The sequence below is a fragment of the Streptomyces sp. NPDC111520 genome, from assembly GCF_055635295.1.
Window position 1 is genome coordinate 163,193 of record NZ_JBVKBW010000012.1, and the last position, 25,303, is coordinate 188,495.

The window sequence follows — 25,303 nt, forward strand, 5'->3', positions numbered from 1 at the left end:
GTCAGTCATGCCGCAGCCATCACCCAGGCGTCCGCACATCGTGGTGCACAGCCCGGCCCTGGACGGCTCCCGCCGGGTCACCAACGGGGACGTGATCGTGGGCATCGCCTCCCACCTGGATGACGTCATCGAGATCCTGCGACTCGCCGACCTCGACCGGATGGCGGTCGAGGAGAGCGACCTCATCGAGTGGCAGGGAGGTGGACCGGACGAGTGGCCGGGACTTTCCGAACCCTAGTCACATACCGTGCCGCATGCGGGCGTCCGCCCAGGCGTCACCGCATCGGCACGCCCGCCCCGGCGATGCCTGCGCGGTTGCCGGGGTGTGGCTACTCTCCCTCGTCGACCACCCGATCCGCCAGGAGTTCCGCTCGGGTGAGTTCGAGCAGGCGACCCACCCAGTTCCGGCCTTCCCGCGGACCGCGGTCGGTCCAGTGCGGCGACTCCGAGATGCCGGTGTAGCTGATCCGGGCGTCGCCCGTGGACAGCAACACCTCGGCGAGCTCGGGGTGCTGGGTGAACTTCGCGCGCAACAGCGCGGCCATCATGGCGGTGCGGACCAGGGCCCACTCGGACCGTAGTGGGATGCGGCCGCCGGTCTCGTGAGCCTCGCGGACCGTGGTCGCATCGCGGATGGCATCGTGGTCGGAGCGGTCGGACGCAGCCAGGGCCCAGTAGCCGTGCAGCACCGTCGGATATCGCTGCCCTCGGTAGCGGAACGGCGCCGGGAACTCGTTGCGCAGGACGAAAAGGTCCAGTCGTTCGGGCGGCTCGCTCGGTGGGTTGCCCCGTTCGTTCGACGTGATCGCGGGAGTCCCCGCCTCTTGCGCATCATCGGCATGCAGCACTCTGCGCAGCTCACGGCTTTGTTCCTCGCCCCGGTCGCCGGCTCGGAAGTACTCCAGCACCTCGCGGTGCATCTCCGCCGTGGCGATCGGGCCGTCGCCGCCGACGGGCTCGCCGAGATCAGTGACCAGCTGCCGCAAGGGGATGTCCTGCCGGTCCATGTCGCCCAGTACGTAGACCCGCCGATGCGCCGGAATGGTCAGACACGCCGCCCGGACACCCTTCCGGTTGTCCTCGGTGGGCTCCTGCTGGTAGCGCCTGATCGCCTCCCAGCACCGGTCCGAACTGGTCGGCCGCCCGCTCAGCGACTCGATCTCGTCCCGCACCTCACCGACGAAGCCCTCGTCCGTCAGCGGTTCCGGATATCGGGCGGACCACCGGGGAGCCTCCCGGGTCGGCGATGGGGCCGGACGCTCGGGGTCGCTCAGAGCGATCGATCCGGACGCCAGCCGCTCCCGGAGCCCCCGTACATCCATCTGGCCCCCGCAGCGGATCGCGCCGTCGGCGTAGACGAAGAGATCAGCCAGGTGGTAGCCCCCGTACGACGTGGTCCACACGTGGCACCACGCCCCGTCGACCCGTTCCCCGTCCACCAAGCGGTACGTCGGCCTCGTCCATGCCATCCCCGCAGCGTAGCCCGATCGATCTTCACCCGAACGGGCGGGCCGCCGTGTGGCGCGGATCACGTCAAGGGGGTCCGGACCGCGTGCGGGCCGCCGCTGCCGGACCAGAACGCGAGTCTGAACACCGTGTATGGTTTTGTTCGTGATGCCTCGGCCGAAGCTGTGGGGGACCCCACCGGCCGGGCAAGGAACCAGCTCTTTCTGAAGGCAGGGCACAGCCATGACGCTCACAACCACGTCGTTCGGGATGCGGGCCACCGCCGCCGAGGTACTTGACGGAGTCGATCTCAGCGGGCGCCGGATGATCGTGACCGGAGGGGCGTCCGGTCTCGGTGTCGAGACGGTGCGCGCGCTGGCCGGTGCGGGAGCGGAGGTCACGATCGCCACGCGGAACCCCGCTGACGCGGAGCCGCTGGTCAAGGAGCTGCCGGGCACGCGGGCCGTCGCAGTCGACCTCGCCGACCTGGCTTCCGTCCGCGCCTTCTGCGACGACTGGAACGGGCCGCTCGACGGCCTCATCGCCAACGCCGGCGTGATGATGCTCCCCACGCATCAGGTCAACGCACAGGGGTGGGAGATGCAGCTCGCCACCAACTACCTCGGCCACTTCGCCCTCGCGGTCGGCCTGCACACCGCCCTGCGGGCTGCCGAGAAGCCGCGCGTGGTCGTGCTCAGCTCCGGTGCTCAGCTGCGGGCCGGGTTCGACTTCGACGACCCCCAGTTCGAGCGACACCCCTACGACCCGTTCGTCGCCTACGCGCAGTCGAAGACCGCGGACGTGCTGCTCGCCGTCGGGATCAGCCGCCGGTGGGCCGAACACGGCATCACCGCCAACGCCTGCGCGCCGGGCGTGATCCACACCAACCTGGCTCGCCACATGGACCAGGCGACCATGCAAGCCTTCGGTGCCATGGACGCGGACGGCAACCTGGTCACCCCCGACCACTTCAAGACCCCGGCCCAGGGAGCTGCCACCACGGTGCTGCTGGCCGCCTCCCCGCTCGTCGACGGTGTGACAGGGCGGTACTTCGAGGACAACCAGGAATCGCCCGTCGTCGACGGGGGCCCCGAGGTGATGGTGGGCGTCGCGAAGTGGTCGGTGGACCCGGCCGCCGCGGACCGGCTGTGGGACTACGCCCTGCCCGTGGTGCGCTGATCAGGAAACCTCCGGGCACAATGGGGGGCCGGCCCCGCGGCCGCACGAAGCCGCCGGCAGGCCCCCCATCGGCACGGGTCCGTTTCCACCTCGGGAAAGGTGGGGCGCGCCGCTCCGGAGGATCCTCGCCACCATCGCGGACCTCCTTCGCGCGAGCCCGGGTCGATGCGAGGCACGACACACACTGGAGGACGCCTGATGCGACCCACGACCCGACGCCAGGCCGACAGCTACGCCGCGCGTTCGGCTGCGACCCGGGCTCAGGTGACGTCCACCCTGGAGCGGATGCTCGCTTCCGGCACGGCCTTCTCCGACATCAGCGTCCAGAGGCTCCTGGAAGAGGCGGGTGTGTCCCGCGCCACGTTCTACGCCCACTTCCCGAGCAAGTCGGACGTCCTGGTGCGGCTTGCCGACGGTCTGCGGGAGTCACTGCTCGCGCTGGCACGGCAGTGGGACCCCGCCGCCGGCGAGGACGGGGCCGACCGCTTCGCCCGGTTCTTCGAGGAAGTCATCAGGATCCACCGCGCCCATCAGGGCGTGCTCACCGCGGTCCGGGAGGCGGCGGCCTACGACTCCGCGGTCAGCGACTTCTACGCGGCCAACCTCGAGGGCTTCGAGGAGACGACGCTGCGCACCGTACTGTCCGAGCAGGCCGCCGGCACGACGCCGGCCGGCGTCGACGCTGTCGCCGCGAGCCGGATCATCGTCTGGGGCGGCTCCCAGGCGATCGCACACCACATCAGCGTCGACGACGGCAGCCGTGACGCCGCCTTCGCCCGGGAACTCGCACGCATCTGGTGGTACGGCGCCTATCGTCGCCCCACCCACAACGAACAGGGCCTCGACCCGACTGAAGTGCCGTAGCCGTTTCCGACCCGGGGCGGCAGCAAGGAGGCTCGCGCGTTCGTGGGCCTCGGCCCCGGTCAGGGCGAAGGCGATGAGCAGGCCCTGGAGCGCTCTTGGGCATCCTCGTCTCCGCAGGCACCCCTCGGACCACACCACCAGGAGGTACCGGTGTCACACCCGCAACGGCTCACCCCCGAGGAGACGCTCGCCGATGCGAAGAAGCTGTTGAGCCTCCCGCGTATCGTCGTGATCTGCGGCTCCACCCGCTTCATGGCCGAGATGACCGAGGCCGATCTGCGGGAGACCGCAGCCGGAAGGATCGTCGTGAAACCGGGCTGTGACATGAAGTCGCCGCACGAACTGTGGTCCGATCCTCTCGAGGCCGAGGCGCTGAAGGTCCGACTCGACGATCTGCACCGGGCGAAGATCCGGCTCGCTGACGAGGTGCTCGTGGTCGGGGACTACATCGGAGACAGCACCCGGGCCGAGATCGCCTACGCCCGGTCGCTGGGCAAGCCCGTGCGGTTCACGCACCCCGAAGTCGACCCCGACGCCTGACCGACCGCTGCGCCGGATGGGCAGTGGGTAGGGCACTGGCCTGACTGCCGGGCACCCCGCACGTCGGCGCCGGCCGCGGGCAGTTCGTGTTCCCGGTGGGGTGGCCGACGGACTCGCCCTGGTCGTCAGAGATGGTTCTCGAAGTCGAGTTCGCTGGCCAGCAGTGCCGCGCCGGCCACTCCGGCGCGCGGGCCGAGTTCGGACAGCACGATCTGCAGGTTCCCGGTGGCGAGTGGTAGCGAGCCCTTGTAGACGACGCTGCGGATCTCGGCGAGCAGCAGGTGGCCGAGCCCGGAGACGCCCCCGCCGATCACGATCATCGACGGGTTGATGAAGCTGACCAGCGTGGCGAGGACCTGTCCCACCCGGTGGCCGCCGTCCCGGATCAGGTTGACGCACGTGACGTCGCCGCCGGCCGCGCACTCCGCCACGTCCACCGCGGTGAGGAGGCCCTCCGCGGCGAGGCGTTCGGCCAGCGCCGGCGACTGCCCCGAGCGGGCGGCGGCGGTGGCGTCCCGGGCCAGGGCCACACCGCCGAAGAAGGCCTCCAGACAGCCGGTCTTGCCGCACGCGCACGCCGGTCCCTCGGCCTCGACCTGGATGTGGCCGATGTCGCCCGCGGATCCCTCCGACCCGCGGTAGATGTGGCCGTGGACCTGGACGCCGCAGCCTATGCCGCTGCCGATCTTGACGAACAGCAGGTTGTCGACGGCCTTGGCGACCCCGGCGTACCCCTCGCCGAGGGCCATCACGTTCACGTCGTTGTCCACCACGACCGGGCAGCCGTGCGCGCGGGTGAGGGTGTTCCGGACGGGGAAGCGGTCCCAGCCCGGCATGATCGGCGGGGAGACCGAGATCCCCTCCTTGAAGCTGACCGGCCCGGGCAGCCCGATGCCTATGGAGTTGAACCGCGCGCAACCGGCCTGGTCCGCCATCTTGTTCAGGAGTTCGTTGACCCTGTCCAGGACCGCACGCGGGCCCTTGCGGATGTCGGCTGCCTCGGCATAGGAGGCGATCGGGTTCAGCCCTCCGTCGGTGATCTCGATGTCGATCGAACTGGCCCCGAGGTCCACCGCCGCGAAGCGGATGTCGGGATCGAGTTGGACGAGGGTGGAAGGTCGGCCGCCGCGAGAGGTGGCCCGCCCCGCCTCGAGCACCTTCCCGGCGGCGATCAGGGCTTCGAGTTCCGCCAGTAGCCTCGGCCTCGCCACTTCCAGCTCGTCGGACAGCTGCGCGCGCGACAGCGGCCCGAGGTCGCGCAACAGGCTCAGCACGCGGTACTGGATGCTCACGGGCCCACTTCCTGGGTATCGGCCGAATGTGTGACAAAACGTTAGAGGCGTCACTTAATAAGCGTCAATGGCTTTCACGCGAATCGTCGAAAGTTAAATCCGAAACGAAGAAAGCGCCGGTGTGCCGGGAAGTCGGCCGACGGGAATGCCCGTTGGGACGGCCGGGCATGTGGACGGACTCCAGGGCGGGCGGCCGCCGTCCCGCGACGGCCGCCGGAGAGCCCTGGAGCCACCGGCGGGGTGCTGCCCGGCCCCGTGACGGCCGGGCAGCACCCCTCATGTCAGCCGGCCAGGCCTCCCTTCACGGCGAGGGCATCGCGGGCCAGCGCGGTGCGCGCGGTCGCGTCGGTCACCAGCTTCGTGTCCGCCGCCAGTTGCGCGACCTGGTCCAGGACGGCGGCCGCCTGGTTGGTGCGCCCTGCGTCGGCGTGGGCCCGGGCCTGGTCGAGCCGGACCGTCAGGCGCTGCCGGCCCTGCTCGGTGAGCCGGTTCTCCGCACGCAGCTGGGTGATCAGCGTGTCCAGCTCGTCGAAGGAGGTGGTGGTGGTGAAGTGCACCGTGCGCGTGGTGGTGTTGCCCGCCGCGTCACGACCCGTGACCACCAGGTCGTGGCCGCCCAGCGGCAACCGCCACAGCAGCAGGGGCTGACCCGGGGTGACCGCCGTACCGTCCAGCGTCGCCGTCGCGGTCGGCCCGCCGGAGACGGCGTCCGTGACCGTGACCACCGGCGTCGGGCGCTGGGAGTCCCCGTAGGCGGTGTCGGCCGTCACACCGGTGACCGTCACCGCGGGTCCGGTCTTGTCGATCCGGACGGCGACGGTGCCCACGGCGGAGATGTTGTTGGCGGTGTCCGTCGCCCGGTACCGGATGGAACTCATGCCCTCCGTGGAGAGGGTGACCGTGCTGTTCGCGCTCAGCCAGGTCGTTCCGCCGTTGAGCGAGTACTCCCGGCTCTTGATGGCCCCGTTGTCGGCGGCGTTGACGGTCAGCGACACGTTGCCGGTGTACCAGCCGTTGCTGCCGCTGGGCTGGGCCGGGTTGAGCGTGGCCGTCACCGTCGGCGGGGTCCTGTCGGCGATACCGGACCCCTGGAAGGTGAAGGAGTCCACGTCGACGCCGCCCGAGGAGGTGACGTAGAGCTGCCCGGTGCCGGTGGGAGCCGAACCCAGCGCCGTGTTGACGGTCTGCCAGCCGTCGCCCGCCGGGACCGTGATCGTGGCGAACGGGTCGGACCTGGGCGTGCCCCAGCGCAGCGACAGCGTTCCCGCGCCGGTGGCACGGGTCTGCACCCCGGTGATGCCCGCGAAGGACACCGGGTCGTAGCCGATCCAGTCGCCGTTGTCGAAGGCGGTCAGCTTGCGCTGGCCGGAGGCGGTGGTGTCATCGGTGATCGTGACGCCCTGAGCCGAGTCGTAGTGCTCGCCCTGCATCAGCGCGGGGTTGAGGACGACCTGGGCGTCGCTGGTGGCCGGGGGCACACTGCCGGCGCCGCGGTCGGTGTAGGTGAGACCGAGGACGCCGAAGACGTTCTCCGTGTCACCGTGGCCGGCGTCGGCCGGGGTGGTGATCGCACCCGAGCAGCCGGTCCCGCTGCTCACCGGGTGGCCGTGCTGGTTGTGGCCGAGGCCGAGGGTCCAGGCGGCCTTGGTGCAGTCGACGTTGGTACCGTCCTCAGGATCGTCGATCCGGGTGGCGTACGGCACCACGTCGCCCCAGGTGAAGAAGCCGCCGTTGGGGGGTGAGGTGAACGCCACCGTCGGAGCGGTGTTGCCCACGGTGATCTGCTTGCTGGTCAGGCCGGTCTTGCCCTCGGGGTCGGTGACCTTGAGGCGGGCCTGGAGCTGCCCGTTGTCGGAGTACGTGCGGCTTGCCGTCGGGCCGGTGGTCTCGAAGGTGCCGTTGCCGTCGAGGTCCCACTGGTAGATGAGGGCGCTGCCTTCCGGGTCGCTGGAGCCGGTGGCGCTGAAGGAGACGGTCAGCGGTGCCTGGCCCGAGGAGGGACTGGCGCTGATCACCGCGGTGGGGGCCTTGTTGCCCTCCGCGTAGTCGATCCGGTAGAGGCCCGCGTCGGGGTTCTGCCGGAAGAAGCCGTCGCCGTAGTCGAGGACGTAGAGCGCGCCGTCGGGGCCGAACTCCAGGTCCATCGGGTTGTCCCACGGCGGGATGCCGTTGCCGGAACGTTCGCTGTTGGGCAGGACGTTCTCCAGCTTGGTGACCGGTCCGTCCGGGCCGGCAAGGGTCAGGGCGGCGACGTAGTCCTGGGAGAACTCCCCGAAGAAGGCCTTGCCGTCCCAGTAGGCCGGGAACTTGCCCGGAGCGGGGTTGGACGCGTCGTAGTGGTAGACCGGGCCGCCCATCGGGGCCTGTCCGCCGGGGCCGCCGGGACCGCGGAAGGCGGTCAGCTCCGGCCAGGGCTGGTCGGTGTCGCGGTCGCCGTACCACAAGGTGGCCGCCCTCGCCGGGGGCAGCTCGGTGAGGCCGGTGTTCCAGCGGGAGTCGTTGACCGGCGCGGCGCAGTCGAAGGCGGGGCCGGGGGTCAGGGTGGCGAAGTCGAAGTCCCGGTAGGGACGGGTGTTGTCACCGGTGCAGAACGGCCAACCGCTGTTCATGGCGGTGGTCGTGGTGTCCCACTCGACGTAGCCCATCGGCCCGCGGTTGGCGTCGGCGTTGCCGGCGTCGGGGCCGTAGTCGCCCCACATCACGGCGCCCGTGGCCTTGTCCACCGTCATCCGGTACGGGTTGCGCAGGCCCATCACGAAGATCTCGGGACGGGTCTTGGCCGTACCGACGGGGAACAGGTTGCCCGACGGGATCGTGTAGGACCCGTCGTCCTGGACGTGGATGCGCAGGATCTTGCCGCGCAGGTCGTTGGTGTTGCCGGAGCCGCGGCGCTCGTCGAGGCCGGGGTTGTAGGTGGCCGCGTCGTTGATCGGCGTGTAGCCGTTCACATTGGGCCCGGACGCGGGGGTGTTGCCGCCGGTGGACAGGTAGAGGTTGCCCTGCGCGTCGAAGTCGACGTCGCCGGCGACGTGGCAGCACTGACCGCGGTTGGTGGTGACGCGGATGATCTCCTGGGCGGTGGACAGGTCGAGCTGGTCACCGGTCCACTTGAAGCGGGTGAGGGTGTCGTAGCCCTCCCACTGCTTCCAGTAGGCGTCGGTCTGCCCGGCCGGCAGCCGCTCGGGGGCCGAACCGGTCGGAGTGCTCAGCGGCGGCGAGTAGTAGAGGTAGACCCAGTGGTTGGTGGCGAAGTCCGGGTCGAGGGTGACCGTCTGCAGACCCATCTCTGAGTTCTGGTAGACGTCGAGGTGGTTGACGACCTTGGTGATCCCGGTGCCGGGGTCGGTCATCCGCAGATCGCCGTTGCGGGCGGTGTGCAGGACGCGCAGATCGGGCAGCACGGCGAGGTCGATCGGCTCGCCGGTGTTCTTGCTGAGCGTGACCTTCTCGTAGTTCGACCAGTCCACGGCGGGGTCGGCGGCAGCGGCGGTCGCGAGCGCGTCGTCCGGGTGCGCCTGCGCGGCCGGTGCCAAGGCGAGACCGCTCAGCATGGGCAGCGATGCGAGGAGCACCCCGGCCATGAGGCCTCTCAGGGTACGGTACACAGTGATGCGTCTCCTTGGTCTGTGCCGGTCAGGAGGTGCGCGGCCGGGCCGGCCCGCCGGTTGCGCCGTGGCAGCGGCGCGTCACCGGCGGGCCGGGCCCGGTGGGGTGCCTGCGATCAGGCCAGCAGCTGATTCAGCGCGGTGAAGCTGCGCTGCGCGGCGCCGAACGAACCCGGCGGGTTGGGCTGGGTGTTGGGCGCGGTGTCCTGCTCCCAGATGCCGACGTGGCTGCCGCGGGCCCCGATGTCCCGGATGAACTGCTGGTACGGCAGGACGCCGGCGCCGAACTCGACGATGGAGTAGCCGTCCGCGCTCGAGTTGGCGGCGCCGTCCTTCATGTGGAACAGCGGGTACCGGTAGGGCTGGTTGCGCACGTAGGCCGCGGGGTCGAAGCCCGGCCAGCGGTGCTGGCCCACGTAGGCCCAGTACACGTCCATCTCCAAGTAGACGTAGCGCGGGTCGGTGTTGCGCAGGAAGACGTCGTACAGCCGGACCGACGGCTGGTCGGTGGCGAAGGCGAACTCGCCGGCGTGGTTGTGCTGGTACAGCTTCAGACCGCGGGCGGCGGCCGCCTGCCCCCAGGTGTTGAACTCCTCGGCGGCGGCGAGGTAGCCGGAGACCGTGTTGGAGTTCGACGGTGCGTTGGCGGTGCCGACGTGCGGCATGCCCAGGATCTGCGCCGCGTCGAGCTGGGCCTGGAGGTTGGAGCGGAAGTCCCCGATGCCGACATGGCTGCCGATCGCCTTCAGGCCGTTGTCGTCGAGCAGCTTGCGGATCTCCTGGAGCGTGATCTGCCGGCCGAGGATCGAGGTGTTCTGGGTGTAGCCCGCGAACTCGATCTCCTTGTAGCCGATGCGTGCCATCTCCTCCAGGACGACCCGGAAGCCCAGCGAGCTGACCTTGTCGCGGACGCTGTAGAGCTGCAGGGAGATGCGGTCCTTCGGGATGGACAGGATGCTGGGCGCGGCGGCGGCGGACGACGCCGTGGCGGCGCCGACGACGGAGGCGGCGGCGAGCGCCACGGTGACGCCGGCGGTGGCCCGCAGGAAGTCTCTGCGGTCGAAGGATTTGTCCAGGTGGCCCACGGTCACTCCTTGGGGGATGCGGCGAAGAAGAGTGGGGTGTGAGGTGTGCTGTGGTGACGCTGCCGAGCGCTGGTCGTCCGTGGACGGGCCGGGATCACAGCCCGCTGCCCGCGGCGGCCGCCTCGGTCTTCGCCTGCGCGGTCCGCTCCGCCACCTTCGCGGCGAGGTCGGCGCCGCGGTCCTGCGGGGCCGCCTTGGCGGCCCGGGCGAGCGACGCCGAGGGGGCGGTGGTGGTCGCGGCGATGCCGCCGCGCACGCGGGCCAGCGGGCCCACCTGGAGTGCGGGGCTGTTGTCGGTGGCGGTGAGCTTGCCGCGGACGATGGTGTTGTCCAGGACCGCGTTCGCGTTGTTGCCGGTGACCGCGAGGTCGCCACCGAGGTAGGTGGCCTGCGCGCAGGAGCTGAGCGGGCCGTCGCCGCCGAGCTGCAGGTTGTCGGAGTTGTCCTTGTACACCGTGTCGCCCTCGACCTCGCTGGCGCACAGGACACCGCCGAGCGTGTTGGCGCTCACCGTGAGCGTCTTGCCGACCGTGGTGTCGTAGACGTCGGTGTAGAGGTTCGCGTCACCGGCGACGGCGCCGGAGACGGTGGTGCCCGAGATGTACAGCTCGCCGGACGAGGCTCTGATGTCTCCCTTGACCGTGGCGTCGACGCTGTAGAGGAAGCCGTCGACGGCTGAGATGCCGCCGCTCGCCGTGGTGTTCTGCACGTGGACGCCGAAGGCTCCCTGCTGGGTCACCGCGCCCTTGACGCTGCTGTCGGTGATGTCCAGGTAGGCGTTGTTCCCGACGGCGACGGTGCTGCTGAAGGTGACGCCCTTCGCCACGAGGTCGGCGCCGGCCTCGATCGTCACCGTGCCCTTGACCTTCGTACCGGTCAGCGTGCAGGACGCACCGGCCGGCACCACGAGGGCGCCGCTCACGGTGACGGCCCCGCCTTCTCCCACACAGGTGGTCGTGAGCGCCGCCTGCGCGGGCGCCGCAATCGTGACCAGCCCGCCCGAGGCCACCAGCGAGGCTGCGACGAGGTACGAACGGATCTTCATGGGGCTTCCCTTTCTGCTGCGGTTACGGCCACGGCGACATGCCGCGGCCGGGAACCCCCGCCAGGGCGGGGTGCTGCGGAGTGCGGGACATCTGTGACGAGGGAAGGCCGCCGCTCGCGGGCGGGTGGAGGTCGGCTGCTCGTCGGAGGTGAGGACGCGTCACGTATGGCCCCGGCGTGCGGGGCGGGTGGGTTGCAAGGCCGCACTGTCGTTACATCGGCGCAACATCGTGTCGATCGGCTGGAACGCTAAACCGGGGTCCCCAGTGGTGTCCAGAGCTTTGGACGCAGTCACCAAAATCTTTTTGGTGAACCGTCAAAAGATCGCCGTCATCGGTGAATTGAATCCAATGAATGGTGGATAGCACCTTGACAGGCGTGACGCTCTGCAGCACGCTCGTGACGCTTCGCCACTTGGCGAGCGGTTCCACGCACCACCGTCATCCCTGACAGGAGCGCGCATGCCGACCGCAGTGTGGATGACGGGCGCCCGTGGCTGCGTCGCCACCACGGCGACCGCCGGCCTGTTCGGGTGTGCGGGTCTGACCGGCCGCACCCTCCGGAGGCGCGACCGAGCCTCCCCTCCGCTGATGTCGGCCTTCCTGGCTGGTCCGACCTGGTCGTGGGCGGCTTCGGCGTAGCCGATCCCCGCCCGGCGGCCTCCGTAGGGCATGACCGGACCGTGCGAGGCCCCTGTCGTCGCCGCTTGTGGCCTTGAGTGCGGTTGGCGGACGATTCTGTTCGTGACCCGCGGACCCGTACGGCTCGTCGTGAGTCGGGTCGCTGGACGGGTGGCGGCGCAGCTGCCGGCGAGGCGTGGACGCATCGCGGCCGGCATCGGCCGGACCCGCTGGGGTGAGAGCCCGCCGCCCCCTGAACAGCGTGGGGACCCGGGTCATGCCGACCCCGGTTACTCGCGCCGGCGGGTGTAGGCGCGCTCGCGTGTGCCTCGTGTCGTGCGTTGTCGTGTTGCCGGTCCGTCAATCCGTCAGGATGTGGAGGGCCCGTGCCAGGGTGGGGATCATCAGCGCTGCGGGGACGAGGTGAAGCCCGAGGAGGGCGGTGGCGGTGGCGGTGTTCGCCCCGGACAGCAGGGGCGGGGCCAGGGAGATCGCGGTCAGCGACGCTGCCGTCCACGTGAACCGCTTGGCGGGATGGGCGCTCCAGCGAAGAAGAGCAGCGGCCAGCATGACGCCCACGGCGGAGAAGAAACCGGTCACCACGGCGAACCCGGCCAGTGGGATTGTCTGGCTTCCGTCGGGGACCTCGAAGTCGACGCCGGCGGCCTGGGCGAGCGCAGCGGCGAGCGTGGTGGCGGCCGTTGCCGCGAGTGCGGCGATGAGGCCGGTGGCGGCGAGCTTGCGGAGCCGGCGGGTGCGGCTGGTCCGGCCGGGTGCCCGGCCTGTGACGACCCCGCTGTCATGGGTTTCGTTCAACTCGCTTCTCCGTCATTCGGTGAGTGGCCAACGGCGTGAGCTGACCGGGATGTGACGGTCCCGGCCCCGTGCGGGGGATGGCGCGTAGCTCCGTCCGCCGCACGCGCACGCGGGTGACGACGCCGGACGTGTCACGCCAGTGCGCACGACGTCACACGCGTCATCGCGCGGCGTCTGTCCCAGGGCTACCGCGTGCCGTCGGCCGGCAGGCGGTCCGGCAGTGCGAGGTGTGGGAACCGGTCGGCGTGGAAGATGACGATCTCGGTGATCAGCCCGCCGGTGATGCGCAGGACGTCGAGGGTCAGCGGCAGGTAGGCGCTCTCGCGCTCGTTCCAGAGGTAGAAGGCGACGGCGGGCTGCCGGTTGACCGACGTGGGCATGCCGCGCAGTCCCTGCATGCCCTCGAAGCCGTCCTCGATCCAGCCGGTCACCACCGCGTCGCGTCCCACGGACAGGCCCGGCGTGGGCGGCATCGAGCAGCGGACGTCGTCACGGAGCATGCCGGCGAGCCGGGCCACGTCCGTGGCGACACTGGCGTCGGTGAAACGGCGCACCAGCTCGCGCGTCCCGGAGTCCTCGGCGCCGCCGCTCCAGTCCTGCCGCTCGACGGGCAGGTGGTCCCGCAATCTGGCGCGGGCCCGCTGCAGCGCGCTGTTGACGGAGTGGACGGAGTCACCGAGGAGCTCCGCGACCTCTTTCGCCGGCCAGTCGAGCACGTCGCGCAGGATGAGTACTGCGCGTGGGCGTGGCGCGAGGTGCTGTACGGCGACGAGGTACGCCAGCTCGATGGTCTCCCGGGCGACGGCGACGGCCTCCGGCCCGTCGGTGCCGGCCGCGGGCAACTCGTCGAGCAGCCGGTCCGGGTAGGGCTGAAGCCACGGCACCTCGCCGCCGGTCGCGGGCTCCGGCCGGCGCTTGGCGAGCAGGTCCAGGCAGGCGTTGGTGGCGATCCGGTACAGCCAGGCGCGGAACGTCGACCGCCCCTCGAATGTCGCCCGCCCCCGCCAGGCACGCAAGAACGTCTCCTGCACGGTGTCCTCGGCGTCCTCGATCGACCCGAGCATCCGGTAGCAGTGCATGTGCAGCTCCCGCCGGTGCCGCTCCGCCAGCCCTGAGAACGCCGGCTCGTCGGCCTCGCCGAGCTGACTGCTCCCGCCCAGCTCCTGAGGCCGTGTGTCCGCACCCATCACGTGATCCTTCCGTCCCGTGGAGTCCTGCTGTAGGTGTGACGGGTACGGGCGCGACAACTCATCACCAGGGCCGCCCGGGAGGGGATGCCGTCCTCGAAGAGCGGGCCGCTGCGGTCTTCGTGTTCCAGAGGGACGACCTGGACCTTGGACAACTGGGGCCGCCTGCTGCGTCTGAGCGGTTACGGGGATGGCCTCTTCGATCCGAGGATGATGCCGATCAGCCCGCCGGTGGCTGGGCCGAGCCATGGACCGAGGTAGGCGAGGGTGGGGACGTCGACGTCCCAGGTTCGGAGAGTCGTGATGATCAGGCAGAGAAGACTCGCCTGCGCGATCAGATAGACCGTGATCTTGCGCTGTGTGGTCCAGGCTCGCACGTGCTCCACGAGCTTCTGCCTCATCAAGCCCCCCGCCGGCCGTCGCAGCACCGTGGACGATGTTAGGGCGTGCAGAGGGCAGGTGGGCGCGGCGCCCCACTGGTCAGAGGCAGCCTGGTTCGCCGGTGTCGATGAACCGTGCCAGGGCCTCTGTGAGTTGTTCGAGGAAATGCTGTAGGTCGTCGGCGACTTGGTCGAGTTCGGGCTCGTCCAGGGTCGCCGTCCGGGTACGCCAGATGGCGCCTTCGCGGTTGGTGAGGTAACTGCGGCCGCTGCCGTCGCTGCCGAACACGAGCCCGGGTTGGGGATTGATGCCGACGGGGATGGTCGCGTACGCCGTCAGCATCCGGAGGGCGTCCGGGGCGGAGTGGATGAAGTAGCCGTTTCCGACGTCGTCCCACACGACCTCGCCTACGGTGTTGTAGAAGGTGATCAGATCATCGGGCGCCTCCACCCCATGGGCCAGTGCGCGCGCTGCCTCGCGGTCGTCGTGGTCAGCCGGCCGCACGAGGTTGGGGCCGGGAGGACAGTCGTGCCTGCGTTCGAAATCTTCCGTCACCTGGGTGAGGGCATCTGAGACGGTGCCGGCCCATGACGAGACCCAGCGCGGCGACAGCGGACGCTCACTCATGGGGCGGATCATGCCACGCCTCGCGGACACCTCTGCCCACTCACGTGGGCCTGCTCGGCCCACTTACTGATCGTTCAGAAAGCACTCAGCCACGACGACGCTTCGGGCGCGAACGCCACCTGCCGGGGCCGCCATTGGCTGCCGATCTCGGATCTGTTGCCCTCGTCGTGGTGACGTACTGCGCGTAGCGACGACGTGCGTCGGTCAGGCTATCCGCCCCGTTGGGGCCGCCCCGGACCTCGTCGGCGTCCGGGTCGTCCTGCCCATCGTCCTCCCAGCTGCACTCGTCACAGATCTGGAATTGTCCGCGGGCTTCCAGCGTCAACAGCTTGCAGCAGGGACAGGCATACGGACCGCTGGGCGGGTCTGCTCTGGGCGGTTCTTCGGGCGTTGTCACGCTCGAGTGTTGCATGATCTGCGCGGACCGCTCTGGGCTGGTCGCGCCATTCGAACCAGGGGTGCCCCAGACACGGGACGCATCTGATGTGAACCCTGTTACGACGGTTTGCGGGCTTACTCGCCGGCGCGCTCACCGTGCAGCGTCCCAGGTCACGGTCCGGCCCGCCCAGCCGAGGCCGCCACCCCTGGGGCTGCCCGTCGCTCACCGCCCGCTCTGGTGCGCATCGTACGGTCGGGCCTTCCTGGCGTGCGACGCGAGTGGCGACGGGGGAGACCGGCGAGGTGCCGTACGGCCAGTGCCGGGAGTGGGCGTGTCAGTCGTGTACGCCGGCCTCGTCGTCGGCCGCGTAGGCGTTCACGATGAAGTCGACGACCAAGCTGCGCCGCTGGTCGGCTTCCTTGGATCCGTACAGCATCAAAGTTCCGTGCTCCTCGCCGTCGATCGCGACGAGGCGCTTCTGCGGTGCGGCGGATGCCTCGTAGAGTTCCCGGATCTGCCGCTCGTGCCCTCCTTGCATGTCGTCGTGCGCGACCATGAACAGGGAGGGTTCCTTGATCTTCTTCACCGCCGCCACGGCGTCGCCGTCGCAACGTGCAGGTGAGGAGAGCAGAGCCAGGCCGACGATGGGAATGCCGCTTTCCACACCCTGCGTGGCCGCGGTGGTTCCGCCGCAGGAGGCTCCCGCCAGGAAGACGCGCTTCGTTCCGAGGGCCTTCAGCTTGTCGAAGGCGGCCTTCGCGTCCAGGGAGCTGGAAGCGGCGGACTTCTCGGAGGCCACATGGTTGCGGAACTCCGGAAGCATCACTCGGTAGCCGCGCCCGGCGAACTCCTCGGCGAGGTCGAGGAAGTTGCAGATCTGACCTCCGTACTGGTGCCCGAAGTAGACGGCGTCGGGCCCCTTTCCCAGGATCAGGGTGGAGAGGTGCTTGCCGTCCTTTGTGGTCAGTGTGGTGACGTACTGGTGCAGGCGCTTGGGAACACATTCGTTGACGAGGTGTCCTGACCGCGTCCGCACGGTGGACTCGGGGGCCGACGCCGGGTACTCCACCGGCTTCTCGGTGACAGCGGGCTTCTCGGTGACGGCGGTCCCCGATTCCTGCGGGTGGACGACCACGGACTCCCTTGGGGACGGACTCCTGTCCGCCGCCGGCACTGGGGCAGTCGAGGCGCAACCGCCGAGTACCGCGGCAGCAGCAACCAGGGGCAGCGCTGCGATGCGATGACGGGCGCGGCGATTCCAGGGCAAGGAGTCCTCCTGAGGGTGCGGTGTCAATTCTCTGGACGCGTTGTCGACGGGTTCGGTGACCCGTCCATGCGTAGAGACGTCGGAGCCGCCATGAGGTTGGAGAATGTGACGGAGGACACCGCCCCCTTTGTGGAGGCACCCGGCGTCGCTCACGCTCCGCCGCGTGTCGGCCGGGGTGGGTCCACGGCATGAGGTGCCCGAAGCCGAGGAACCGGGCCGAGCCCAGTTCCCGGCGATCGCACCGAGGACGGCGGCCTGGCTGGTCGAGGCCCCAGTGAGTGGTGGCCTCCGGATCAGGCCGAAGACGGCCGACGTGGTCGCGCTCGCCAAGCCTCACAGGGCCGCCGACCTCGCCCGCGCGATGCGCACCGCGGCGACGGTCGGACGGTTCGCCGAGGGTGACCTTCTCTGGGCTCTGGAGCACCAGGGCGAGCACGACCGGGAGGAACTGGTTCGCCGCGGCGAGACGCACGTCTGTCAGCGCGGCACCTGTGCCTGGTCAGGCTTCGGCTCAACCTCGGTCGTCCTGGTCGTCGACCAGGCCGCTGGCAAAGGGGAAAGCCTCCAGGAACTCCCTCCGGCCCGGGTCCTGCTCAGCCTCGGCCAGGTCGGCGAGCACCTTCAGGAAGCGATCGTGCTGGTCCGGCGGCAGCTGCCCCAGCACCCAGCTCACGCTCTCCATCATCTTCACCGCGGAGTCGGGGTCGACCTCGTCGTCCTCGCAACTGTCGAGGAACCAGACGACGTCGACGACGAGTCCGGCAAGGACGGGCACCAGCGGGTCCGTGTCACTCATCGGGGCAACTTATCCGATCCCCGTGACTGTGATGCCACCACCTTGCCGACGGGCACCTCGCGTCGGCCCCGACCGGGAAGGAGCACCCGCTTCATGAACGACAGTCCTGCCCACCCGGTCTGCGACGCCGCCACGGAGGCAAGCCCTGGTGAGGACGCCTCGCCGATCCCCGTGCCCATGCGGGCCGCGCTGCGGATCATGGGATGGGTCTGCCGGTGCTCGAGGTGTGGTCCGGATCCGGTTGCTTGGGCGGGGCCCGCGGAACGACCTCACGATAGGTGACTTGTGGGTGGGCGCGGGCGGGTTGGGCCCGAGGGTGGGGACCTTGTCTCGGCGGGAGTGGGCGGGGATCATGACCGGGTGCAACGGCAGCAGGAACTCCACGATCTGCTCGTACGCGCCGGACTCACGGTCGTCGAGGACGTGCGCCCGGGCAGCGTGTTCCCGCCGGAGGTCGGCTGGCGGATCGCGCGAGGGATCGCGGCGCCGGACGCAGGGGCCCGCGAAGCACTCGATGCCGCGTGGTGGCGCCGTCTTCGCGATGCCGACGGTGAGTTCCTGGTGGCCGTCCTCAGGCACCGGATCGGCGGCAACGACTCCTGGTGGACCAGGGTCCGGGACGTCGGGAGTGGTGTGCCGGGGTTGACCGGCGACCCCGGGTTCGTGGCGCTCTCCCTCGACGGGCAGGTCCTGCTGGCGGAGGTGCCCGGCGAGGAAGGGCCTCGGGTGACCGCCCTCGACCGGCTGCCGGAGCGGCTGGAGGAGGCCGCCGTGGCCGCCGGGCTGGAGACGGAGGCCGAGCGCGCCGAGGTGTGGGCGGCGGTGCCCGGCCGGCCCGCGTGGCCACTGCATTGGGCGGAGGGGATCGGCTCCAATCCGGCTGCGACGGACGACCTGCTGATCCGGCTGCTCGATGTGGAGGTCGGCTTCCTGCACGGATGCGACCGGCCCGCCGTCCTCGACGCCGCCGTGGCGCACCCCGATCCGCGGGTGCGGTCAAGGCCCGCCGACACCTTCCGGCCCAAGCTCACCTCCGACCAGTGGGTACGCCTGATTCGCGCCGAGCCGTCGCCGAACCGGCGCGTGCTTTGGGCGGAGCACGCCGGCATCTGGGGCGCCGAACTCCCCGAGGACCTGTACGACGACCTCCTCGCCGGCCCGTCCCGCGCGCAAGCCGCCGAACTCCCGGGGCTCCCCGCACGATACCTCCCCGGCCTGGCGGCCGACGCCGATCCCCGGGTGCGGACGGCGGCCTGTGCCCGGTGGAAGGACCTCGCTGTGCCGTTGCAGGAGCGGCTCGTGGCCGACACCGACTCCGTGGTGCGAACGGCCGCGCTGCTCGCCCACCACACCGGTGTACCCATGCCCCGTGAGGTTTTCGCCGCCCTGCCCGACCCGCGACGCGCACTCGAACGGTGCCGCCTGGCGTCCGGGCTGGAGGCGGAGCTGGTCCGTGACGGGGACGCGGAGGTACGCCGGGCGCTGGCCGCCAACCCGGGCCTGAGCGCGCGCGGCGTCGCCCTGCTGGCAGAGGATCCGCAGGACGACATCCGCTCCGTGGTGGCAGTGCGCCCCGACCTCGCCGAGGAGCAACGTGCCGCGGTACGCCACGACTTCGACCCGGCGTTGCTGTCGCACACCCTGCCCTGGGTGGCAGACCTGCACGGTGACGCCGACGCGATGCGCCGCCTCGCCGCGTCGTCCCACCCGCTGGTCCGGCGCAGCGTGGCCCGAGCCCGGCACCTCCCGCCGGACGTCCTGGCGCGCCTGGCGCAGGACGAGGACCGGGTGGTCCGCCTGTTCCTCGCCGAATCGTGCGAGGACGCGCCGGCCGACCTGCTGCTGGAGGTCTGGCGCTGGTGGGACGGCAGCTTCAGCCACCCCGGCCGGCCCCGCAGCCACCCCAACTTCCCCCGTACGGGCCTGCTGCGCCACATCACCGACCCCAGCGCGCGGATGCGCCGTCTGGCCCTGGACGATCCGGAGTCGACACCGGCCGACGTCGCACGCCTGGCCCGGGACCCCGAGGCCGAGGTGCGCCGCCGCGCGGCTGAGGACCCCCGGCTGTCACCGGCCGACGCGGTGCGGCTGCTGAACGACCCGGAAGGCTACGTCCGCGGCGCGGCGGTGCGCAGTCCGCGGCTGCCGGCCCGCGTCTTGGCCGGGCTGCTGCACGACCGCGACACGGCGAGCGAGGCGGTCACCAACCCGGCGATCCCGGTCCCCGTCCTGTACCGCATCCTTGCCATGGCCGCGGCAGTCCGGCGCTGAACACCGGCGCCCCGCACGCAGGCCATGCCGGTCCGATGCCCTTGCCATGGCCGTGCGCGGGTCTGCGGACCGAGCGCTCGCGTATGACCTGTACGTGCGGGGTGTGGTGGTCCGGGCGCTGCGTCGGCGTGCCGTCAACGACCCGGCGTGCGCGAACGCGGAACCTTCTGGGCGGTGGCCCGGGGGCCCCATGGGGCGCTCGCGACGATCCCGGGGGAGGCCAGCCCCAGCGCGGCGTTGTCCTTGCCGCCGCGCATGTGGTTGAGCCAGCGTTCGTACCAGCTGAGGAAATCCGGTGCCGAGGAGACGTTCGGGGGCCAGAAGCCATCCGCGTTGCCGGTGACCACACGGCCGGCAAGGGGACCCGTCACAGCGATGAGGCACAGATCGCTGCAGCCCATCTCGATGATGTGGAGGAACAGGTCACCGTGCATCGGGTCGGAGCGGTCCGCATGAGCGAATCCCCGAGGGCCGCCACCCGCAGGCTTAGGGTTCATCGTGAACAGCCTGCACCTGTCGAGCGGAAGAAGACCGTAGAAGGGGCCGGCACCACTGCCCCCGAGTCCGATGAGAAACGCCCGGTAGGCCGCCGGCAGCACAACGTGGTGCTCGGTCTCGAAGGCGTCGGCTTCTGAAGGGCTGATGCGTGGGCCGAGGCGGAACTGGTGGCGTTCCTCGCAGATAGAGTGACTACGGCGTGCCCGGTACGGCATCTTCGCCAGCTCGGAGCGTATGCGGCGTATGCGGGAGTCCATCGGAGGATCTCTTCTCTCGTCTCCGAGACTCTACTCATCGGGCCCACCGAGCCGCATCCGAGGGTGGGTAGAACGGCTGCCGGAGGGCACAGGAGCGCCTCCGGGTAGCGGGGTCTCGATGGTGCCTGCGGGGCCGGCCTCGTGCGTGGCAGGATGACGGCATGTTGATCAGAAAGGGCGATGCCGCGTAAGCGCCCGGGGGCCGTCCGCGCTGAGCGGTGGCGGCCTCGCAGACACGTTGTGGTTCGGCGGATTCGGGGCGTTTCCGCGAGGACTCGTGCAGCTGTCCGCCGTGTCGAGGATGAGCGGATGTGGCCTGGTGCAGTTGCTGATGCGCTCGCCCGTTTCGAGTGGGCGTTCAGGCAAACCGGCCGTTATCTGAAGGCGTCCCAGGTCTGGCAGCCCGGACTGGAGGTGGAGTATGCCCGCGATGACTTGGAAGAGGTCATGCTTCACCTCCCCTGCGGTGCCCGGCGCGACCTCGGTCGGCTGGTTGCCCGCATTGATGACGAGTTCGAGCGTCGCACCTTGCCGAATCCTGCTCCGATGAACGCGTTCACGGTGGGCGGTTGGTGGTGGTCGAGGATCCGTGAGCACTGAGGATGCTCATGAAGTCTCCTGCGCCCGGGTCGTCTCGTGGCCGACCCATGGACTGGTGTGGCCTGCCTGGTCGGCGGCGCCGGCCAGGCAGGCCGCAGGTGGCCGTGCTGCCGGATGCGGTGACCCACCACATCCCGTGCGTCCGGTTGCTGCCCCTGGTGCTGGGCCGTGCTCATGAAGACGGGCCTCAGCGGTCCAGCGTGGTCCGGAACCAGGCGAGGGTGGCGTCGATGGCCTGTGGGTGGGGCGTCGCCGGCAGTGGGCCGAAAGTGTCCGTGAACCTGGTGGCGTCGCTCACGAAGGGACGGTCGCGCTGGTACCAGGATTCTCCGAGGGCACGGACGGTCGAGTTCACCAGGCCAAGACCTCGTTGCATCGTGCGGCTGACGGCGGCGAACTTCTCGGGCAGGCCCGCTTGCGCGAAGACGAGCTCCAGGAACCGGCGGCCCGTCAGGGGGTCTGCCGTGGGGATGTGCCAGGCCAGGCCGTCGGCCCGCGCATCGTCGCCAAGGGTCACCAGGCCTTTGGCGAAGTCGGGCAGGTAGCTGAGCGAGTGGGGCTGGTCCAGGGAACCCACCCAGCGTGCGACCTTGCCCTGCAGGGCTGCGGCGAACACGTTCGTGCCCGTGATGCTGTTCACGCCGCCAGGACCGTAGTAGTCGGATGCCCGGCCCAGTGCGACGCGAAGTTCGCCCGCCTGATGAGCGGCCAGCAGCGAGTTCGCCATCTCGGCGCGGACGCGCCCTCTGGGGTTGCCGGCCGCGTACGGCATGTCCTCGGTCATGGGTGTGGTCACGGGGCCGTACATGTACAGGTTGTCCGCGAACACCAGCTTGGCGTCCGCAGCCGCCGCGCCTTTGCGGACCGTGTCGGTCAGCGCCGCGAACTCGTGACCCCACCGGTCGTAGGGCGGCGCGGCGCAGTGGTACACGACGGAGGCGCCGGCGCACGCTGTCGCCGCTCCGTCGACCGAAGCGATGTCGCTGCGCATGACCTCGACGCCGTCCGGCACGGCGAGCCGGCCGCTGCGGTTCACCGCACGGACACGGCGGCCTCTTGTGATGAGTTCCTTGACGACGGTGCCGCCTACGGCGCCACTGGCGCCGAGAACGACGTGCAGTTCGGATCCCGCGGACATGAACCCCTCCTGTTCTCGCCCTCCTGGCTCGGTTTCGCCAGGGAGACAGGATATTTAGTAACGGCGTTATGAAACATCGTTGCGTTACCCTTGTCAACCATGGGCCGCCCACGCATCCGCGACTACGACGAGCTTCGCCGACACCTGTTGGACGCGGCGGGCCGCCTGCTTGCCGAAGAGGGTCCGCAAGCCCTGAGTACCAGGCGGGTCGCGCAGGAGGTGGGCGCTTCGACAACGGCCGTCTACAACCTCTTCGGAGACAAGGCGGGCCTGCTGCAGGCGATGTTCCTGGAGGGGTTTGCCAGGCTGGCCGAAGCGTTTGCCGGGGTGCCTTCCGACGGCGATCCGGAAGCCGAGCTCATGGCGCTGGGGTACGCCTACCGAGCCGCAGCCAAGGCCAATCCGCACCTGTACGAACTCATGTTCAGTCGGCCCGTGGCGGACTTCCGGCCCGACGAGGCCGCCCTGGCCCAGATTCAGGGCACCTTCGAAACCCTGACCCGTACCGTAGCCCGCTGCATGGAGGCTGGCCGGTTCGTCCCGGCCGACCCGTACGACATCGCCGTCCAGCTCAATGCCCTGGTCCACGGCCTGGCGAGCCTGGAACTGCGTGGGGCGCTGGGAACGGCTCCGCAGGCCGACCACCATTGGCGCATCGCTCTGGAGAACAACCTGCGTGGCTGCCGCCAACCCCCCACCACCGACGGACCGTGACGACCCTGACATTCCTACGCCGCAGCCACGGCACCTGTCGTAGCGGCACGTGCTCTCGCGGCCGGCGGAGCTCCAGCTGCTGCCGGATTTGGAGTTCGAGGCGCTTACGCGCCAGGCTCACATGCAGCCGGTTGCCGCGAGGCCGGGTCCGTCCCGGCGACCCGGCCCCGTGCGGGATCCGGGCTCCGGCAGGATAGGGGCATGCATCTCGACGTCCTGCGAATCCGTGACGACTTCCCCGCGCTGAGGGAAAAGGTGGCCCACTTCGACGGGCCGGGTGGCTCACAGGTACCCCGCCAGGTCGCCGAGGCGATGGCCGCGGTGATGTGCTCGGGCATCTCCAACCGGGGGGCGGTGACAGCCGCGGAGCGCCGTGCCGAGCAGGTCGTGAAGGAGGCGCGGCAGGCCATGGCGGACCTTCTCGGTTGCGAGCCGCGCGGCGTCGTCTTCACCCGGTCGGCGACGCAGGCGGCGTACGACGTCTCCCGTGCTCTGGCGCGGCAGTGGACGGCCGGTGACGAGGTGGTCGTCACCCGCCTGGACCACGATGCCAACATCCGGCCGTGGATCCAGGCCGCGGAATCCGCCGGCGCGGTGGTGCGGTGGGTCGCGTTCGACCCCAGGAGCGGTGAGTTGAACGTCGACGCCGTGCGGGAACAGCTGTCCGGCCGGACCCGGCTGGTGGCCGTCACCGGGGCGTCGAACCTGCTGGGCACACGCCCCGACGTGGCGGCGATCGCCGCGGCCGTCCACGACGTCGGAGCCCTGCTGTACGTGGACGGCGTGCACCTGACGCCGCACGCGCCGGTCGACCTGGCAACCCTGGGCGCCGACTTCTTCTCGTGCTCGCCCTACAAGTTCTTCGGCCCCCACCATGGTGTCGTGGTCGCCGATCCCGGACGGTGGGAGGAACTGCGACCGGACAAGCTGCTGCCTTCCAGCGATGCCGTGCCGGAACGTTTCGAGCTGGGCACCCTGCCGTACGAGATGCTCGCCGGCACCACCGCGGCCGTGGACTACATCGCCTCACTGGCGTCCTCCGCGGGCGACCGGCGCAGCCGGGTGCTGGAGTCGATGCGAGCGGTCGAGGCATACGAGCAGGAGCTGCTGGGGCGGCTGCTGGAGGGGCTGTCGGGCATCGGCGGGGTGCGGCTGTACGGCGCGCCGGCACGCCGTACGCCGACGGTGTTCTTCTCCGTGGAGGGAGTGCCCGGCCGGGAGGTCTACGAGCGGCTGGCGCGGCGCGGTGTGAACGCCCCCGCGGGCAACTTCTACGCGCTGGAGGCATCACGGCTGCTGGGGCTCGGCGACACCGGCGCGGTGCGTGCGGGGCTCGCCGTGTACGTCGACGGCGAGGACGTGCAGCGGCTGATCGACGGTGTCGCGGAGGTTGCCGGTTGAACTGCGTCGCGGCGGCGCACGGTACAGATCGCCGGGTTAGACTCGCGCCCCGGACGCGCGAAGGAGCGGACACGTGAGCGCAGCACCCATACGGTTCGGCATCGTCGGCAGTGGATGGCGGGCCGAGTTCTTCACCCGGCTGGCGAAGGCGCTGCCCGAACGGCTGGCGGTGGCCGGCGTGGTGACGCGCTCGGCCGAACGAGCCGCCCAGGTGGAGGCGGAGTGGGGGGTGCCCGCGTTCCGGACGGTCGACGAACTGTGCGGCAGCGGACCGGAGTTCGTGATCCCGTCGGTGCCGTGGGATGTCACGCCCCAGGTCGTACGGGAACTCGTCGAGCACGGGGTGCCGGTCCTCGCGGAGACACCGCCGGCGCCCGACGTGAACGGGCTCCGGAGTCTGTGGGATGCCGTGGGAGGCGCGACGCGCGCCGGGGGCGGCGCACTCGTCCAGGTCGCGGAGCAGTACACGCTGATGCCCGGCCACGCCGCCCGTATCGCCCTCGTACAGGAGGGGGTGATCGGCGAGGTCACGTCCGTCCAGGTGTCCTCGACGCACATGTACCACGCGATGTCGCTGATCCGGCACACTCTGGGCGTCGGCTGCGGGCCCGTGACGGTGACGGCCCGGGCCTTCACCGCCCCGCTCGCGGACCCGCTGTCCCCGGGCGGCTGGTCGGACGACCTCACGCCCAAGGACGCCGTCACCACGCTCGCCCTCCTGGACTTCGGCGGGGGCCGCACGGGCCTGTACGACTTCACGGACAACCAGTGGTGGAATCCGCTGCGCGCCCGCCGGATGGTGGTGCGCGGATCGCTCGGCGAGATCGTGGACGACACGGTGGTGCGGATGGCCGATCCGCGTACGCCCGTGGAGTCCCCGCTGCTGCGCCGCCGCACCGGCACCGACCTCAACCTCGAAGGGGCGGAGGTGCACCACATCTCGTTCGACGGACGGGTGGTCTGGCGCAACGACTATCTGGGCGCGAGCCTGTCCGAGGACGACCTCGCCGTGGTGGACCTGCTGTGCCGCACCGGCGCCTGGGTCCGGGACACCGGCCCGGAACCGTATCCGCTGGCCGAGGCCTGCCAGGACCATCTGCTGGCACTGGCCGTCGAGGAGTCCGCGCTCACCGGGGCGCCGGTGACGACCGCGGTGGAGGCCTGGGCGGCCCGCTGATCCCGCCGGCCGCCCGGCCGCCTTCGCGCCCGTCCGCGGCGCACTGACCGGTAGCATCCCAGCCTCGTTCACGAGGGCCCGGTGTCAGTGCGCTCGGGCATAGTGCCGGTCATGATCAA

The 25,303-nt window shown here is 70.4% G+C and carries 23 protein-coding genes; 9 read left to right on the forward strand and 14 right to left on the reverse strand.

The features are described 5' to 3' along the window. Positions 1-7: 7 nt before the first annotated feature. Entirely contained in the window at positions 8-238 is a 231-nt protein-coding gene (locus tag ACZ7MY_RS27785) for a hypothetical protein (protein WP_499605870.1), read from the forward strand. A gap of 91 nt (positions 239-329) precedes the next feature. Here ACZ7MY_RS27785 and ACZ7MY_RS27790 read toward each other — a convergent pair whose 3' ends face one another. Beyond that, the gene (locus ACZ7MY_RS27790) at positions 330-1,469 is read right to left on the reverse strand and encodes an NADAR family protein (protein ID WP_499605872.1); all 1,140 of its coding nucleotides are present in this window, start codon (positions 1,467-1,469) and stop codon (positions 330-332) included. A gap of 220 nt (positions 1,470-1,689) precedes the next feature. Between ACZ7MY_RS27790 and ACZ7MY_RS27795 the strand changes: the two genes are divergently transcribed. From ACZ7MY_RS27795 to ACZ7MY_RS27805, 3 genes are all read left to right on the forward strand, one after another. Beyond that, positions 1,690-2,625: an SDR family NAD(P)-dependent oxidoreductase gene (locus ACZ7MY_RS27795; protein WP_499605874.1), complete on the forward strand. Its 936-nt coding sequence runs from the start codon at positions 1,690-1,692 to the stop codon at positions 2,623-2,625. 198 nt (positions 2,626-2,823) lie between these two features. After that, positions 2,824-3,489, forward strand: coding sequence for a TetR/AcrR family transcriptional regulator (locus ACZ7MY_RS27800; protein ID WP_499605876.1), 666 nt, complete (start codon positions 2,824-2,826; stop codon positions 3,487-3,489). A gap of 150 nt (positions 3,490-3,639) precedes the next feature. After that, on the forward strand, positions 3,640-4,029 hold the full coding sequence (locus ACZ7MY_RS27805) for a hypothetical protein (RefSeq protein WP_499605878.1): 390 nt from the start codon (positions 3,640-3,642) through the stop codon (positions 4,027-4,029). 125 nt (positions 4,030-4,154) lie between these two features. Here ACZ7MY_RS27805 and ACZ7MY_RS27810 read toward each other — a convergent pair whose 3' ends face one another. From ACZ7MY_RS27810 to ACZ7MY_RS27860, 11 genes are all read right to left on the reverse strand, one after another. Further along, positions 4,155-5,321 carry an ROK family protein gene (locus tag ACZ7MY_RS27810; RefSeq protein WP_499605880.1) on the reverse strand — a complete coding sequence of 389 codons (1,167 nt, stop codon included), beginning with the start codon at positions 5,319-5,321 and terminating at the stop codon, positions 4,155-4,157. 281 nt (positions 5,322-5,602) lie between these two features. Next, entirely contained in the window at positions 5,603-8,902 is a 3,300-nt protein-coding gene (locus tag ACZ7MY_RS27815; RefSeq protein WP_499605882.1) for a PQQ-dependent sugar dehydrogenase, read from the reverse strand. Positions 8,903-9,042: 140 nt separating this feature from the next. Next, positions 9,043-10,011 (reverse strand): sugar phosphate isomerase/epimerase family protein, encoded by a 969-nt coding sequence (locus tag ACZ7MY_RS27820; protein WP_499605883.1) that lies wholly within the window; start codon positions 10,009-10,011, stop codon positions 9,043-9,045. A gap of 94 nt (positions 10,012-10,105) precedes the next feature. Next, on the reverse strand, positions 10,106-11,056 hold the full coding sequence (locus tag ACZ7MY_RS27825) for a hypothetical protein (protein WP_499605885.1): 951 nt from the start codon (positions 11,054-11,056) through the stop codon (positions 10,106-10,108). A gap of 979 nt (positions 11,057-12,035) precedes the next feature. After that, positions 12,036-12,491 carry a DUF6069 family protein gene (locus ACZ7MY_RS27830; RefSeq protein ID WP_499605887.1) on the reverse strand — a complete coding sequence of 152 codons (456 nt, stop codon included), beginning with the start codon at positions 12,489-12,491 and terminating at the stop codon, positions 12,036-12,038. A 185-nt stretch (positions 12,492-12,676) separates the two neighbouring features. Beyond that, positions 12,677-13,678 carry an RNA polymerase subunit sigma-70 gene (locus ACZ7MY_RS27835; protein WP_499605889.1) on the reverse strand — a complete coding sequence of 334 codons (1,002 nt, stop codon included), beginning with the start codon at positions 13,676-13,678 and terminating at the stop codon, positions 12,677-12,679. A gap of 182 nt (positions 13,679-13,860) precedes the next feature. Further along, entirely contained in the window at positions 13,861-14,079 is a 219-nt protein-coding gene (locus ACZ7MY_RS27840) for a hypothetical protein (RefSeq protein ID WP_499605891.1), read from the reverse strand. 79 nt (positions 14,080-14,158) lie between these two features. Further along, positions 14,159-14,686: an SMI1/KNR4 family protein gene (locus tag ACZ7MY_RS27845; protein ID WP_499605892.1), complete on the reverse strand. Its 528-nt coding sequence runs from the start codon at positions 14,684-14,686 to the stop codon at positions 14,159-14,161. 85 nt (positions 14,687-14,771) lie between these two features. Then, complete coding sequence (locus ACZ7MY_RS27850) at positions 14,772-15,098, reverse strand: CPCC family cysteine-rich protein (protein ID WP_499605893.1); 327 nt, start codon at positions 15,096-15,098, stop codon at positions 14,772-14,774. Positions 15,099-15,399: 301 nt separating this feature from the next. After that, on the reverse strand, positions 15,400-16,200 hold the full coding sequence (locus tag ACZ7MY_RS27855; RefSeq protein ID WP_499605894.1) for an alpha/beta hydrolase family protein: 801 nt from the start codon (positions 16,198-16,200) through the stop codon (positions 15,400-15,402). 643 nt (positions 16,201-16,843) lie between these two features. Beyond that, a complete protein-coding gene (locus tag ACZ7MY_RS27860; RefSeq protein ID WP_499605896.1) occupies positions 16,844-17,128 on the reverse strand; it encodes a hypothetical protein in 285 nt (94 codons plus the stop codon). 360 nt (positions 17,129-17,488) lie between these two features. Here ACZ7MY_RS27860 and ACZ7MY_RS27865 point away from each other — a divergent pair, with 360 nt between their 5' ends. After that, positions 17,489-19,399 (forward strand): hypothetical protein, encoded by a 1,911-nt coding sequence (locus tag ACZ7MY_RS27865; protein ID WP_499605899.1) that lies wholly within the window; start codon positions 17,489-17,491, stop codon positions 19,397-19,399. Positions 19,400-19,533: 134 nt separating this feature from the next. Here ACZ7MY_RS27865 and ACZ7MY_RS27870 read toward each other — a convergent pair whose 3' ends face one another. Next, the gene (locus tag ACZ7MY_RS27870; RefSeq protein WP_499605901.1) at positions 19,534-20,154 is read right to left on the reverse strand and encodes an SMI1/KNR4 family protein; all 621 of its coding nucleotides are present in this window, start codon (positions 20,152-20,154) and stop codon (positions 19,534-19,536) included. A gap of 309 nt (positions 20,155-20,463) precedes the next feature. Here ACZ7MY_RS27870 and ACZ7MY_RS27875 point away from each other — a divergent pair, with 309 nt between their 5' ends. Next, positions 20,464-20,754, forward strand: a complete 291-nt coding sequence (locus tag ACZ7MY_RS27875) for a hypothetical protein (protein WP_499605903.1) — start codon at positions 20,464-20,466, stop codon at positions 20,752-20,754. 187 nt (positions 20,755-20,941) lie between these two features. Here ACZ7MY_RS27875 and ACZ7MY_RS27880 read toward each other — a convergent pair whose 3' ends face one another. After that, a complete protein-coding gene (locus ACZ7MY_RS27880) occupies positions 20,942-21,892 on the reverse strand; it encodes an NAD-dependent epimerase/dehydratase family protein (RefSeq protein WP_499605905.1) in 951 nt (316 codons plus the stop codon). Positions 21,893-21,991: 99 nt separating this feature from the next. Between ACZ7MY_RS27880 and ACZ7MY_RS27885 the strand changes: the two genes are divergently transcribed. The 3 genes from ACZ7MY_RS27885 (at position 21,992) to ACZ7MY_RS27895 (ending at position 25,184) form a co-directional block, all read left to right on the forward strand. Then, positions 21,992-22,606 carry a TetR/AcrR family transcriptional regulator gene (locus tag ACZ7MY_RS27885; protein ID WP_499605907.1) on the forward strand — a complete coding sequence of 205 codons (615 nt, stop codon included), beginning with the start codon at positions 21,992-21,994 and terminating at the stop codon, positions 22,604-22,606. Positions 22,607-22,807: 201 nt separating this feature from the next. Next, the gene (locus tag ACZ7MY_RS27890) at positions 22,808-24,007 is read left to right on the forward strand and encodes a cysteine desulfurase-like protein (RefSeq protein WP_499605909.1); all 1,200 of its coding nucleotides are present in this window, start codon (positions 22,808-22,810) and stop codon (positions 24,005-24,007) included. Between the two features lie 73 nt (positions 24,008-24,080). Next, positions 24,081-25,184, forward strand: a complete 1,104-nt coding sequence (locus ACZ7MY_RS27895) for a Gfo/Idh/MocA family protein (protein ID WP_499605911.1) — start codon at positions 24,081-24,083, stop codon at positions 25,182-25,184. Positions 25,185-25,303 lie beyond the last annotated feature (119 nt).